Origin of the sequence: Nocardia sp. CA-290969, from assembly GCF_050936135.1 — a bacterium.
GTDB lineage: Bacteria > Actinomycetota > Actinomycetes > Mycobacteriales > Mycobacteriaceae > Nocardia.
In genome coordinates this window covers 842,582-855,340 of sequence record NZ_JBNJNJ010000001.1, presented here as the reverse complement: position 1 = coordinate 855,340, position 12,759 = coordinate 842,582, and the positions used below count along the sequence as shown (strand labels likewise).

12 protein-coding genes are annotated in these 12,759 nt (G+C 69.9%); 9 read left to right on the top strand and 3 right to left on the bottom strand.

Going from position 1 to position 12,759, the window contains the following annotated elements:
• Positions 1-225: 225 nt before the first annotated feature.
• The 3 genes from ACQEVO_RS04035 (at position 226) to ACQEVO_RS04025 (ending at position 2,987) form a co-directional block, all read left to right on the top strand.
• Complete coding sequence (locus ACQEVO_RS04035; protein ID WP_432908996.1) at positions 226-1,248, top strand: zinc-dependent alcohol dehydrogenase family protein; 1,023 nt, start codon at positions 226-228, stop codon at positions 1,246-1,248.
• Positions 1,249-1,395: 147 nt separating this feature from the next.
• Positions 1,396-1,791 (top strand): (R)-mandelonitrile lyase, encoded by a 396-nt coding sequence (locus ACQEVO_RS04030; RefSeq protein WP_432908994.1) that lies wholly within the window; start codon positions 1,396-1,398, stop codon positions 1,789-1,791.
• A 173-nt stretch (positions 1,792-1,964) separates the two neighbouring features.
• On the top strand, positions 1,965-2,987 hold the full coding sequence (locus tag ACQEVO_RS04025) for a hypothetical protein (RefSeq protein ID WP_432908992.1): 1,023 nt from the start codon (positions 1,965-1,967) through the stop codon (positions 2,985-2,987).
• An 83-nt stretch (positions 2,988-3,070) separates the two neighbouring features.
• Here the strand turns inward: ACQEVO_RS04025 and ACQEVO_RS04020 are convergent, their stop codons facing one another.
• The gene (locus tag ACQEVO_RS04020; RefSeq protein ID WP_432908990.1) at positions 3,071-4,153 is read right to left on the bottom strand and encodes a helix-turn-helix transcriptional regulator; all 1,083 of its coding nucleotides are present in this window, start codon (positions 4,151-4,153) and stop codon (positions 3,071-3,073) included.
• 62 nt (positions 4,154-4,215) lie between these two features.
• On the opposite strand from ACQEVO_RS04020, the gene ACQEVO_RS04015 reads away from it, so the two are divergent.
• The 6 genes from ACQEVO_RS04015 (at position 4,216) to ACQEVO_RS03990 (ending at position 10,030) form a co-directional block, all read left to right on the top strand.
• The gene (locus tag ACQEVO_RS04015; protein WP_432908988.1) at positions 4,216-4,803 is read left to right on the top strand and encodes a TIGR03086 family metal-binding protein; all 588 of its coding nucleotides are present in this window, start codon (positions 4,216-4,218) and stop codon (positions 4,801-4,803) included.
• A 128-nt stretch (positions 4,804-4,931) separates the two neighbouring features.
• Positions 4,932-6,194 (top strand): MFS transporter, encoded by a 1,263-nt coding sequence (locus tag ACQEVO_RS04010; protein WP_432908986.1) that lies wholly within the window; start codon positions 4,932-4,934, stop codon positions 6,192-6,194.
• Between the two features lie 147 nt (positions 6,195-6,341).
• Positions 6,342-7,682: a family 1 glycosylhydrolase gene (locus tag ACQEVO_RS04005; RefSeq protein WP_432908984.1), complete on the top strand. Its 1,341-nt coding sequence runs from the start codon at positions 6,342-6,344 to the stop codon at positions 7,680-7,682.
• Positions 7,683-7,743: 61 nt separating this feature from the next.
• Positions 7,744-8,280 carry a VOC family protein gene (locus ACQEVO_RS04000; RefSeq protein WP_432908982.1) on the top strand — a complete coding sequence of 179 codons (537 nt, stop codon included), beginning with the start codon at positions 7,744-7,746 and terminating at the stop codon, positions 8,278-8,280.
• Positions 8,273-9,076: a MerR family transcriptional regulator gene (locus ACQEVO_RS03995; protein ID WP_432908980.1), complete on the top strand. Its 804-nt coding sequence runs from the start codon at positions 8,273-8,275 to the stop codon at positions 9,074-9,076. The genes ACQEVO_RS04000 and ACQEVO_RS03995 overlap by 8 nt, the downstream gene beginning before the upstream one ends.
• Before the next feature lie 93 nt (positions 9,077-9,169).
• Complete coding sequence (locus tag ACQEVO_RS03990; protein ID WP_432908978.1) at positions 9,170-10,030, top strand: helix-turn-helix domain-containing protein; 861 nt, start codon at positions 9,170-9,172, stop codon at positions 10,028-10,030.
• Here the strand turns inward: ACQEVO_RS03990 and ACQEVO_RS03985 are convergent.
• Together ACQEVO_RS03985 and ACQEVO_RS03980 are read right to left on the bottom strand one after the other, a co-directional pair.
• Positions 10,011-11,204 (bottom strand): MFS transporter, encoded by a 1,194-nt coding sequence (locus ACQEVO_RS03985; RefSeq protein ID WP_432908976.1) that lies wholly within the window; start codon positions 11,202-11,204, stop codon positions 10,011-10,013. The two genes, ACQEVO_RS03990 and ACQEVO_RS03985, sit on opposite strands and share 20 nt — an antisense overlap.
• Before the next feature lie 242 nt (positions 11,205-11,446).
• Positions 11,447-12,601: a methyltransferase gene (locus tag ACQEVO_RS03980; protein ID WP_432908974.1), complete on the bottom strand. Its 1,155-nt coding sequence runs from the start codon at positions 12,599-12,601 to the stop codon at positions 11,447-11,449.
• Positions 12,602-12,759 lie beyond the last annotated feature (158 nt).

Here is a 12,759-nt window from a genome sequence, read left to right as displayed (position 1 = left end):
CCTGCCGGTACACGTCTCGAGGGAGACTCCCCGGATCACCGCAACCGGGGTTGACTGGGTACTACCGGCGAACAGCCGGGTCCGCACCGAGCCCGGCGAACTACCCGGGCAACCGCGCCCACCGGCGTGCCGGGTCTCTGCCGGGTCACGCCGCCGCGTGGTGCCGTGCAGCGGTGGCCGGACAGCGGGACGATCCCCGGAACACAGGCGAAGGAGAACCTGACAATGCGTGGAGTCATCATGTACGCCCCCGGCGATGTGCGGGTCGAAGAGCGCACGGACCCGGAAATCGTCGAGCCCACGGACGCGGTGATCCGGATCGCCGCCACCTGCATCTGCGGGTCGGATCTGTGGCCCTATCGCGGGGTGGAGCAGATCGACGGGCCCGCGCCGATGGGACACGAATACATCGGTGTGGTCGAAGAGATCGGTGCCGACGTGCGCAACCTCGCGGTCGGCGATTTCGTGGTGGGGTCGTTCTTCGCCTCCGACAACACCTGCGAGATCTGCCGGGCCGGTTACCAGAGCCGCTGCGTGCACAACGTGCCGATCGGCGCGATCGGCACCCAGGCGGAGCGTGCCCGCATTCCGCTCGCCGACGGCACCCTGGTCCCGGTACCCGGCGATCCGGCTCCCGCGCAGTACCCGAGCCTGCTCGCGGCCTCCGACGTACTCGGCACCGGCTGGTTCGCGGCAGTGGCCGCCGAGGCCGGGCCCGGGAAAACGGTGGTGGTCGTCGGTGACGGCGCGGTCGGGCTGCTCGCGGTGCTGGCCGCGAAACAACTCGGCGCCGAGCGGATCATCGCCATGAGCCGGCACGCCGACCGGCAGGCCCTGGCCCGCAAGTTCGGCGCCACCGATATCGTCGAGGAACGCGGCAAGGCGGGTGTCGCGAAGATCAAGGAACTCACCGGCGGGCTCGGCGCGCATTCGACCATCGAGGCGGTGGGCACCCAGGAGTCGATGATGCAGGCCATCCGCGCGACCCGCCCCGGCGGGCATGTCGGCTACGTCGGCGTCGCCCACGATGTCGAACTCGACGGTATGCAGCTGTTCTTCTCCGGCGTGCACCTGCACGGGGGGCCGGCCCCGGTGCGCCGCTTCCTGCCCGAACTGATCGACCTGATCGTTCGCGGCGATATCGACCCCGGTGAGGTTTTCGATCTCACCCTGCCGCTCGAGGAAGCCGCCGAGGGCTACCGCGCTATGGACGAACGCCGCGCCACCAAGGTCCTGCTGACGGTCTGATCCCGGCGGATCCGGCAAACCGGTGCGACACCGTGTTCACCGGCCCCTGCCGCTGCGACCGCCGGCCGCACGCTCGTGGTGCGGACGGTGAATCCCACCCGGCCGATTCCCGGCCCAGCACCCGAACCCACCCTTGGAGGACTTCGTATGGAGACCCTGCGCAAACCGCCGACCACCGAAGCACCCGCCGAAATCTTCACCGGCCCCGTCTGGTTCGACACCATCTATCGGGGCGAAGACCCGTCCCGGGCCCGGCTCAACGCCGTCCACTTCGCGCCCCGCTCCCGCACGAACTGGCACACCCACGGCCTCGGTCAGACCCTGCACGTCACCGAAGGCACCGCGCTGGTGGTCACCCGCAGCGGCGAGGTCGCGGTACTGAACCCGGGCGACACCGTCTGGTGCCCACCCGGCGAGGAACACTGGCACGGCGCCGGCCCCGGCCATTTCATGACCCACCTCGCCCTCTGGGAGGGCGACGACGTCGTCTGGGCCGAACCGGTCACCGCCGCCGACTACAACCGAGCCGCCGCCCACCTCTGACACCCGCCGGTTCGCCTGACCGGCACCCTCGGAAATTGTGCCCCGCTGCACGGTTTCGGCCTTCGGCCGGAGGATCCCGGTGGTGCCGATGTCTCGGCACGCCGTAATGTGGCCGATCGAATATGCCTGCCGCTCAGCGCGGCTCGCCGTCGGACGGATAGAGGGGGAAGCCGATGCGTCGCTCGCCGGGCACCGGAATTCACGCGGGATCGAGCACCCGGCGCCGGCCGGCCGGCCGGCGCCGGCCGGCCGGCCGGCGCCGCCGCGGGCTCACGGCGATCACCGCGTTGCTGCTCGTGGTCGTCACCTTCGCGGTCGGCGCATGCCAGAGCGACAGTGAGGCGGCCGCGGTCGACCGGATCTGGTTCGAGGCGGCCACGACCGACGGGCAGAACTGGGAGCTGATGCGGCGGATCCGGGAGGTCGATCCGTGTGCTCTGGTGCCACGATCCGCCCTGGAGGAACACGGGGCCGTGCGTGAGGTACGCGTCGGGAGCGCGATGATCGCCGCGTGCCGGGCGACAGTCGCGGACGCAAGTACCGAACTCGAGATCAGCTGGACCCTGGCGCGGGCGCCGGGCGGCAGCGCTGTCGAGGAAGACCGGCGCGTCGGCGAGGTGGCGGTCGAAGTTCTCGAGCCGGGGAACGGGGATACGGCGGGTAACGAGGTCAATGCCTGCTGGGTGACCGCGCAGTTCCCGTCCATGGCGCAGATTCTGCTGACCGTGAAAGCGCCGCCCGGCACCGACACCTGCGGCGTCGGCGACACGCTGATCGACACCGCGATCGCGCAGCTGCCCACCAGCCCGCCCTACGGCACCTCACCGGATACGTCACGTAGCGTGCTCACCGGCGCCGACCCGTGCGAGATCCTCCCGGAGATCGGTGCGACGCCGACGCTACCGGTAGTGGAGAACCAACTGGTCCAGAGCTGTCGCACCGGCGAGGGTCTCGCGGCGACGATCGCCTACGAGTACCAGGACGCGGGAGAGATATTCCACGACGAGATCACCACCATCGGCGGGCGCCAGGTGTTCGTGCTGCGCTTCGGCGAAGGTGAGCAGATCGGTTACTCGTTCGTGGCCGGACCGCCGGTCGCGGCGAATATGGTTCCCGTGGTCAGCGTGCTCGGCAGTGATCAGCCGCTCGTGGAGCGGGCGCGCGACGCACTCATGCGGAAATACCCTGCCGCCTGAACGAGCGCGGGCCTCACCTTCGGCTCGCGGAACCGGCGTCCGCATCGGCTACGGCGCGATCTCGGCAGCGGCGACGTTCGGGACTACGGCATCGCCGGCGGTAACCGGCCCGCCTCATCGGCACCCGCTTCAGCGACGCCGTTATCGCCCGGCTGCTCACGGGCGCCCGATGGGTTGAACAGGTCGAGCGCCTCACCGGCCATATCCGACCCGCGCCGGTGATGCGCACGAGCGGCTTCGGCGATCGAGACGATTTCCGCGCGCAACGCATCCGGCGCGATCACCTCGACCTCGGCACCGAAGCCCACCAGCATGGCTGCCGCCGCCCGCGTACTGCGCACCCGGAGCCGGAACACGTCCGGTTCACCCGGTGCGGGGCGGGGATCGTCGAGCACGGTGACCGACAGCGACCGCAGCACCATCGGTACTCGTGGCCGGTGGATTCGCAGCGCGATCTCGGTGCCGGGCACGGCACGGAAATCGGCGCGCATCCGCTCCCACACCTTCCGCAGGTCGAGGTCCGGTGGGCGGCGGGCGGGTGTGCCGAGGCGCCGGATCCCGCTGATCCGCGAAATCCGGTAGCTACGCGGCCGGCCGCGATGTTCGCCGATGAGATACCAGGTGCTGCCCACCTGGAGCAGCCCCCACGGGTCGACGGTCCGGTGCCCCGGCGCGGCAGCCGTTTTCGACTGGTAGCGGATCCGGATCCGTTCGTCGTCGAGGACTGCCGTCTGCACCTCGGCCAGCGCGTCGAGCGCTTCGGGGTCGCGATGCCAGCCACCGGCGTCGAGGACGATCCGTTCGCGGACATGGGTGACCATCCGGTGTTCGTCGTCCGGCAGGGCGGCAGCGAGTTTGTGCAATGCGCTGCAGAACGACCCACCGAGTCCGAGCGCCTCCGCCGTTCCCCGGCCGCCGGCGACGAACAACGCCCGGGCTTCTTCGCTGGTGAGCTGTTCGATATCCGGTTCGTATCCCGGGACCAGTGCGAATCCCCCGCCGCGGCCGTGTTCTGCGTATACCGGGATCCCGGCGGTCGAGAGCGCGTCCATATCGCGCAGCACGGTCCGTTTGGTGACCTCGAGACGGCGCGCCAGCTCCGCGGAGCTCATCCGGCCGTGCCGCCGCAGCAAGTGGACGATCTGGAGAAGCCGGTCGGCACGCACCTTTCCAGGATTCCATGAAAAGGTGACAACAGATGTCACCGTACGGGCCGGAGGCTGGGTCCATGACACCGATTCCGGATTTCCGAGCAGACCTGGCCGCGGCCCACCGGTGGGTGGCCGGCCTCATGGAGGCCGTTCGCCCCGCCCAGTGGCCGGACCCGACCCCGTGCACAGAATTCGACGTCCGCGCCCTGCTGGAACACCTGTCCTGCCACCCGGCGAAGATCGCGGCGACCGCCGCCGGCGCGGACCCCCGGCAGTTGCCCGCGCGCGCCGATATCGACGAGAACCGCCCGGGCGAGGACTACCTGAAACGGGCGACAGCCGCCCTGGCCGAATGGGCCGACGATTCGCTGCTCACGCGCAGCGTCCTCGCCCCGTGGGGCCCGGCCCCCGGTGGCCTCGCACTGGGCGGGTATCTGATGGAAACCTTCGCACACGGCTGGGATCTCGCGGTATCCACCGGACAGGACGCCGAAGCGGACCCTGCCCTCGTCGCCAAGGCCCAGGCCGTCGCCGACCGCGCGTTGACCGATGCGTTCCGCGGCGCGGGCGCACCGTTCGGCCTGCGCCGCGAGCCCCCCGCGCAGGCGGGCCCCACCGAACGACTCGCCGCCTTCCTCGGACGTTCCCTGCCACCCGGCCGCTGACCGGTTCCGAACCGGCAGGCGACGGCACAACCGATCGTTGTGGACGGCCGTAAGTCGGTTGTTTGCAATGCATTACCCGAACCGGTGTGATGCGGGGACGCGAGTAACAGTTGTCTCGAAGGAGTCGGGTGCGCAGTCGGTTCGGGTCCGGTTTCGACCGGCTGTGGTCGGCCTACGCCGTCAGTACCTACGGCACCTGGATCGCTTTCGGCGCGTTCCCGCTCCTCGCGGTCCAGGTGCTGGACTCGTCGCCGTTCGCGGTGTCGCTGCTGGGGGCGGCGAGTCTCGCGGTGGCGGCGGTGGTCGCTTTCCCGCTGGGTCCGTGGGTCGAGCACCGGGCCAAACGTCCGGTCATGATCGCGATGGACCTGGTCCGGTTCCTCGCCATGGCGAGTATTCCGGTCGCGTATTTCCTCGGCGCACTCACCTACGGCCAGCTGCTGGTCGTCTCGGTCGTCTCCGGAACCGCGACCATCGCCTTCACCGCCGCCTCCGGTGCGTACTTGAAATACCTGGTTCGCGGCGATCGGCTCGTTGCCGCGAACGGGAGGTTCGAGGGGACGAACTGGGTGGCGACAGCGGTCGGCCCACCCCTCGGTGGCGCGCTCATCGGGCTGCTCGGCCCGGTCGTCACCGTACTGGCCGACGCCCTGAGCTATCTGCTCTCCGCTTTCGCCATCCACCGCATCCGCGGCGGAGATATCGCGACGGTCCGTGCGCCGGCCACCGGAGTGCGCGGCGCCGAGCTGTTCGCGGGCGGGAGGTTCATCCGCCACGATCCCGTACTGCGACGCCTGTTCCTCAATTCGGTTCTCGTCGGCGGCCTGATCATGGCCACCGTCGCGCCACTGTCCGTGTTGCTGCTCGGCGAATACCACTTCCCTGCCTGGCAATACGGTCTCGCCTTCGGTGTCCCGGCGCTCGGCGGTTTCCTCGGTGCCCGCCTCAGCGCACCTCTGGTCGAGCGTTACGGCAGGTACCGGATCATGGTCGTCTCCGGCTGGTTGCGCTCGCTGTTCCCGCTCGGCCTCGCATTCGTACAACCCGGCCTGCCCGGACTCCTCACCGTCATCGTCGTCGAAGCGCTGTTGATCACCTGTATGGGCATCTTCACCCCGATCTATGCCACCGAACGCCTGCAACGCACCCCCGCGGACCATGCCGCCCGAGTCCTCGGCACGTGGAGCGCCTGCGGCAAACTCGTCCACGCCGCTCTGGCAGCGGTCTGGGGCGTCCTCGCCACACTCCTGGGTCCGCTCGCCGCGATCACCGTCGCCGGAGTTCTGCTACTCGCCACCCCGCTCCTACTACCCCGGCGGCCGGATTTCGCGGACCCGGAACCCATTCCATCGGCCGGTAGCGTCCCGGTAGGCCGGCGTGGAGATCCGTGACCGGCACCACCTGCGCGACGATCCGGAATCCACGCGTTCGCCAACAACATTGCGCGCAGTGGTGGCCCGAACCGCCGTAGGCGGTCGTTTCCGCGGGATCCGACGTTTCGCGACCGTGTCCGTGCTCGCGCACGTTACCCTGAGCCGATGCGTACACGGTTCCGTCGGTACTGCGTCGCCTCGCTTACCGTCCTCGTTTCGACCGTCCTGTTCTGTTCGCACTCCGCCGCCGCACCGCAGGCCACCGCCGGTCCACCACCGATGGATGACGGGTTCCTCTGGGGCGTATCGACCTCGGGGTTCCAATCCGAAGGTCATGCGCCCGACAGCAACTGGACGCGGTATATCGCGGCGAACCCCGGCTACGACCGCCTGGGCAACTCGGTGGATTTCTACAGCCGCTACGAATCCGATATCCGCCTCGCCGCGGATATGGGCGTCCGGGTGTTCCGGATCGGGATCGAATGGGCACGCCTGCAACCGGTGCCGGGGCAGTGGGACGAGGGCGCCTTCCGCTTCTACGACGCCGTGCTCGCCGCCATCGTCCGGGCCGGTATGCGACCCATGATCACCCTGGACCACTGGGTGTACCCGGGCTGGATCGCCGACCGGGGCGGCTGGCGCAGCCCGTCCGTCGTCGAGGATTGGCTGGCGAATATGCGTGCCGTGGCCGACCGCTACGCCGCTCTCGACCCGCTGTGGGTCACCGTGAACGAACCCGTCACCTACATCTCCCACGAGGCCGGCCGCGGCAGCGCCGACGCGCCCCAGATGCTGGACCGGCTCGCGCAGGCACACAACGGTATCTACGACTACCTCCACCACATCCGGCCGAACGCCCAGGTGACCGCCAATGTCGGCTACGTCGCCGGCGCGGAGTCCCAGATCAACGGCGCCCTGATCGACCGTATCGGCGCCCGCCTCGACTACGTGGGTATCGACTACTACTGGGGCTACGACCCGGCCCGGACGATCCTCGAATCCCTCGGCCGCGCCGTCGGTTCCGCCGTGCCGCCCGGCCCGGCGATCTGGGACCTGCCGATCCGCGCGGAAGGGATCTACTTCGCCCTGCGCCACTACGCCGACCGCTTCCCGGGCAAACCCCTCTACATCGTCGAGAACGGGATGGCCACCGACAACGGGCATCCACGGGCCGACGGCTATACCCGCAGCACTCATCTCCAGGACACCGTCTACTGGATCCAGCGCGCCAGAGCCGACGGGATGAACGTGATCGGCTACAACTACTGGAGTCTCACCGACAACTACGAATGGGGCAGCTTCCGTCCCCGGTTCGGCCTCTACACCGTCGACGTCACCACCGACCCAGGTCTCACCCGCCGGCCGACCGACGCCGTCGCCACCTACACCCGGGCCATCGCCGAAGGCGGTGTCCCGGGCGACTACCGGCCCACCCGCGCCCCGGCCCCGTGCTTCCTCATCGATCCCCCGGACAGCTGCCTCCGCCCCGTCGCCACCACACGCTGATTGCGGCGGACCGCGGAACGGGCTTGACCCTCACGTTGCGTGAGGCCCGAAGGTGGGGTTCATGAGCGACTACTACAACGCGTTCGAGATCAGTCCCGTACCCACTCCCGGCCCGGATGCCGTAGCACCGGAACCGTTCCGGGGCATCTACGGAATGCCCGCGTTCGTGACCGTCCCCACGAACGATCTGGCGGCGTCGGTGGATTTCTGGGTTCGCGGGCTCGGGTTCTTCGAGCTTTTCGGTATCCCCGGCACGCTGGTACATCTGCGCCGGTGGGCGTTTCAGGACGTACTCCTCGTATCGGCGGCGGACGTGCCGGAGCAGGCACCGGCGATGAGCTTCAGTGTCGCCTGCGTACTCGGCGAGGTCGATTCCGTTGTCGAGGCCTGTCGCGCACTGCGGCCGGATTCGGTCGACGGACCGCGGGATACACCCTGGAACACGCGAGATATCGAAGTGATCACCCCCGAGAACGCGCGGATCGTTTTCACCGCCGCGAAACCTTGGGACCCGGCGAGTCCGGAGGCACGCAACCTCGAAGCCATCGGGATCACCCCGCCGCCCGCCGGACGCGGCGACAATGACGGGTATGCCTGATACCACCGGTGCCGACGGCCTGACGGTCGGTCAGGTCGCGGCCCGGGTGGGCGTGACAGTCCGCGCGCTGCACCACTGGGACGAGATCGGCCTGGCAAGTCCGTCGCAGCGCACGGCCTCCGGATACCGGCTCTACACCGCCGATGATCTGGAACGCCTGCACCGCGTCGTCGTCTACCGCGAGCTCGGTCTCGGCCTGGACCGGATCCGGGCCGTCCTGGACGACTCGCCCGCCGACGTCCCCGGCGCGCTACGCGCGCAGCGCGCCCAGATCGACGCGCGTATCGAGCGGCTCCGGCAGCTCGGCGCCGGACTGGACCGCATGATCGACGCCCACGAGCGCGGCCTGTTGCTGACCGCCGAACAGCAGGCCGCGCTCTTCGGCCCCCGGTGGAACCCGGACTGGGCCGCCCAGGCTCGTGAACGCTACGGCGACACACCGCAATGGCAGCAGTACGCCGAGCGCTCGGCCACCCGCACGCCGGCGGAGTGGCAGGCCGTCGCCGATACCGTCACCGACCTCGAGCGCGACCTCGCGGAGGCGATGGACGCCGGCGTCACCCCCGGCAGCTCCGCGGCGAATCGACTCGTCGAACGGCACCGGGAAGTCTTCTCCGCGTACTTTTCCCTGACCAGGCAGATGCAGGTCTGCCTCGGCCGCATGTTCGAAACCGACCCCGGATTCGCGGCCCACTACAACGGCATCCGCCCCGGCCTCGCCACCTGGTTCCGCCGGAGCATCGACGCCTGCGCCCGCAGCCACGGCATCGACCCCGACACCGCGACCTGGCAGTAGCACCACGCGGCCACCGACGTCACCGCCACGCGACCCGCCGGCGGCCTTGCTACCGTGGATTCGGCACGATCGACGCCGAGAAGGGTGTGCACAGTGACGCTGGTCGATCCGGACACCCGGGGTCTCGAGAATGTGCTGGCGGATCTGCGCTGGCGATTCGTCCGCCGGGAGGTGTTCACCCCGGCGGCGGGTGGCTGGGAGTTCCTGTCCGGCCGGCCGAGTGCGCTGCTCGTCGCCGAGGGCCTGATCAGGGTCGAAGGTCTGGGTGAGCGGGAAGATCTGGCGCACGGTGATTTCCTGTTCGTCCCGCACGACGACCGGGTCGCGCTCAACGCGCTGTCCGAAGCCCGGGTGCTGGCCGTCCAGCTCGCACCGGTCGGTGCGGGCGGCGCCATGGCGGCACTTCCGCCGCGGGTGCTGCTGACCGATTTCGCCCGGCACTCGCCGCTGGCGGCGACGATGCTGAGTCATCTGGTCGAGGAATGCCCGGATCCGCTCGGTGTGCAGGGTGACCGGGTGGCGACCTTGATCGGATCGATGGCGATCGAATCCTGGCACCACCGCGGATGCGCCCCGAAACGGTGGCTGCTGCGGGTGAACGAGCCGGATATCGCGCGGGCGGTGGCCGCCGTCCACGCTGATCCGGGCAAAGAGTGGACCGTCGAAGCGCTCGCGCGGGTCGCGCTGGCGTCGCGTTCCGGTTTCGCGGCCCGGTTCCAGGCGGCGACGGGCCTCACCCCCGGCCGGTATCTGACGACACTGCGGGTGGAACGGGCACAGCGTTTCCTGGCGGAGCAGAACACCCCGGTCGCGGCGGTGGCCCGGCAACTGGGTTACCGGTCGGAGACGGCGTTCGGCCGGGCGTTCCGCCGGCATACCGGCCGCACGCCGTCGGAGTGGCGGCGCGCGGCCCGGATGTCGTCGGCGCAGTCCCCTAGCGCGGCGCCCGGCTGAGCGAGGTCCGGAGCGCGATCCCGCCCAGCACCGCCGCGGCGGCCGCCAGGGCATAGGTCGCGGCCACCCCGATACCGTCGACGCTGCGGCCGCCCACCGCGGAGCCGAGAATGATCGCCAGCTGGAAACCGGCCACGACCAGCCCGCTTCCCGCTTCCACCCGATCGGGAAGCAGCCGTGATACCCAGACCTGCACGAGATTGAGGATTCCGCCGAACGCGGCACCCCACAGCACCACGGCAACATACCCCAGGGGCGGCACGGCTCCGGAAGCGATGATCGCCACCAGTGCCAGCCCGATCGTCGCGGGCACTGCCGGCAAGAGCAGTCCGAGCCGCCGATCGGCGAGGGCCCCGAGCACGAAATTGCCTACCAGACCGCCGATTCCGAACAGCGCCAGCAGCACGGGAATCACCTCGGTCGCGGCGCCCAGCAGTTCGGCCAGCGCGGGCCGCACGTAGGTGTATCCCGCGAAATGCCCGCCGATCACGGCGACCACGCTCACCAGCCCGAGCACCACTCCCGGAACGCGCAGTGCGCCGGCCATCGCCGCCGCGCCGACCCCCGGAGCCGGTGCGATCGGCGGTAGCACCAGCAGCACCGCCACCGCCGCGGCGACGGTGAGTCCCGCCGCCGCCACGAACACGACCCGCCACCCCGCGAAGGTACTCAGCAGCACCGCGAGCGGAACACCGGCCACCGTCGCCACCGTGGTGCCGGCGTTCACGATCATCATCGCTCGCCCGAGCCGCGCCGCGGGCACCAGCTGCGCGGCGATCACCAACGCCATCGACCAGTAACCCCCCACGGCCACCCCGAGGAGCAGCCGGGCGACCAGCAGCAAACCGATATTCGGTGCCACTGCCACGGCGATATTGGATACCGCGGCGCCGACGGTGAGGATCGCCAACAGCATGCGGCGGTCGGTCCGGGGGAACAGCGAACCGAGTCCGAGCGCTGCCAGCAGCGCGGTGAGCGCGGTGGCACTCACCGCCAACCCGACCACCCCTTCGGGTACGCGGAGATCGGCGGCGACGGTGGTCAACACCCCCGGCGGCAGGAACTCGGCGGTCACCAGCGAGAAACTGCCGAGGAACATGGTGATCAGCGCGGGCCACACCCGCCGGGCCGTTGCCGGCACCGCGGCGCCGGTTGTCGAAATGCTCGTTGTCATGCCCGATGCAACAACCGGGCGTCGCCGGCCGGGCGACCGAAACGCCACCGGACTCGACCGAAAAGCCAGAACTGCGACAGTGCCCCCGGTGGCGGTTCCCGGGCCGACCGGGAGACGTCGGGGCTGCTCGATGACGCCATCCCACCCACCGCATCTCCGCGGGCGAAAAATATCAGAGCAAGGGCCGGGCGGGCATCCGCAGCACTCCCACCGGGGGCACTACTGTTACCGGCTCGCTCAATTCAGACTGCGGACGAAATCTGTTCTCCGGTACCGTCTTCCGGCACCAGCCTCCACAGCGAGGTGACTTCGCGCCGCCGCGCTTCGTGCAGTGGGTCGGCGGTGTCGGTGACTCGTGGATGTCGCGGGGCGGTGTCGTAGCGGCCGGCCACGCGCAGACCCGCGCCGGCGATATACGTGTGGAGTTCGTCGCGGGTGCGCAGCCCCAGGTGCTCGGCCAGATCGGACAGTACGAGCCAGCCCTCGCCGCCGGGTTCGAGGTGATCCGCCAGACCAGCGAGGAAGCGGCGCAGCATGGCGGAACCGGGGTCGTAGACACCCAGCTCGAGGTCGGAGGTCGGCCGGGCGGGCAGCCACGGTGGGTTGCAGACGATCACATCGGCGCGACCGTCCGGCCACAGATCGGCCTCCACGACCCGCACCCGGCCCGCCGGATCGAGCCGGCGCAGATTCGCGCGAGCGCAGCGCACCGCGCGGGGGTTGATATCGGTGGCCACCACGCGGGCACCCCGGCGGGCCAGCACCGCGGCGAGCACACCGGTTCCGGTGCCGAGATCGAACACCACCGGTTGCCCGTTATCCGGCGGAAACGGCGCCCGGGCAACGAGATCGATGTATTCGCCACGCACGGGCGAGAAGACACCGTAGTCCGGATGGATTCGTGCGCCCAGCGCGGGAATCTCGACGCCGTTCAGGTGCCATTGATAGGCGCCGAGCACGCCGAGCAGTTCCGGTAGCGAGACACATATCCGCTCGGCCCCGGCGCCGTAGGCGTGATCGCAGGCCTGCCGGACGTCCGGCGCCCGGCGCAGCCCCAGGTCATAGCCGGGTTCGAGCACCACCAGCACCCGGCCGAGCAGTTCCGCGCGGGCCGCCCGCGCGGCTCGGTGGCTGTCGAACAGGGACGCCGTATCGGTCCCGCCCGGCGTGGTCCGCGGCTTCCGCTGCCGGCGTTCCAGCGCTCGGACGAGCTGACGCGCATTGTGGAAATCGCCCCGCCACAGCAGGCCCTTCCCGGCCTTCGCCAGCCGGTGCGCGGCGTTCGCGGTGGTGCGGTCGTCGATGACGACGACCTCGGCGGGCGCCGGGGACCCGTTCTCCGAATGCCAGCGCGCGGTCCGGGTCGATTCGTTCTCGGTCCACGTGATCGTGGTCATGTCGTACTCCTGTGGGACGAAGGTGCCTCGGGTTCGGCATCGCTTCGATGCGGGAGTACGGCAGGGGCTATCCGTCGATGAGCGCGCGGACAGGGCCCAACGCTCCCGCGCCGAAGCGCGCGCGCTCATCGCCCAGCACCATGCCCATGACCACGGTC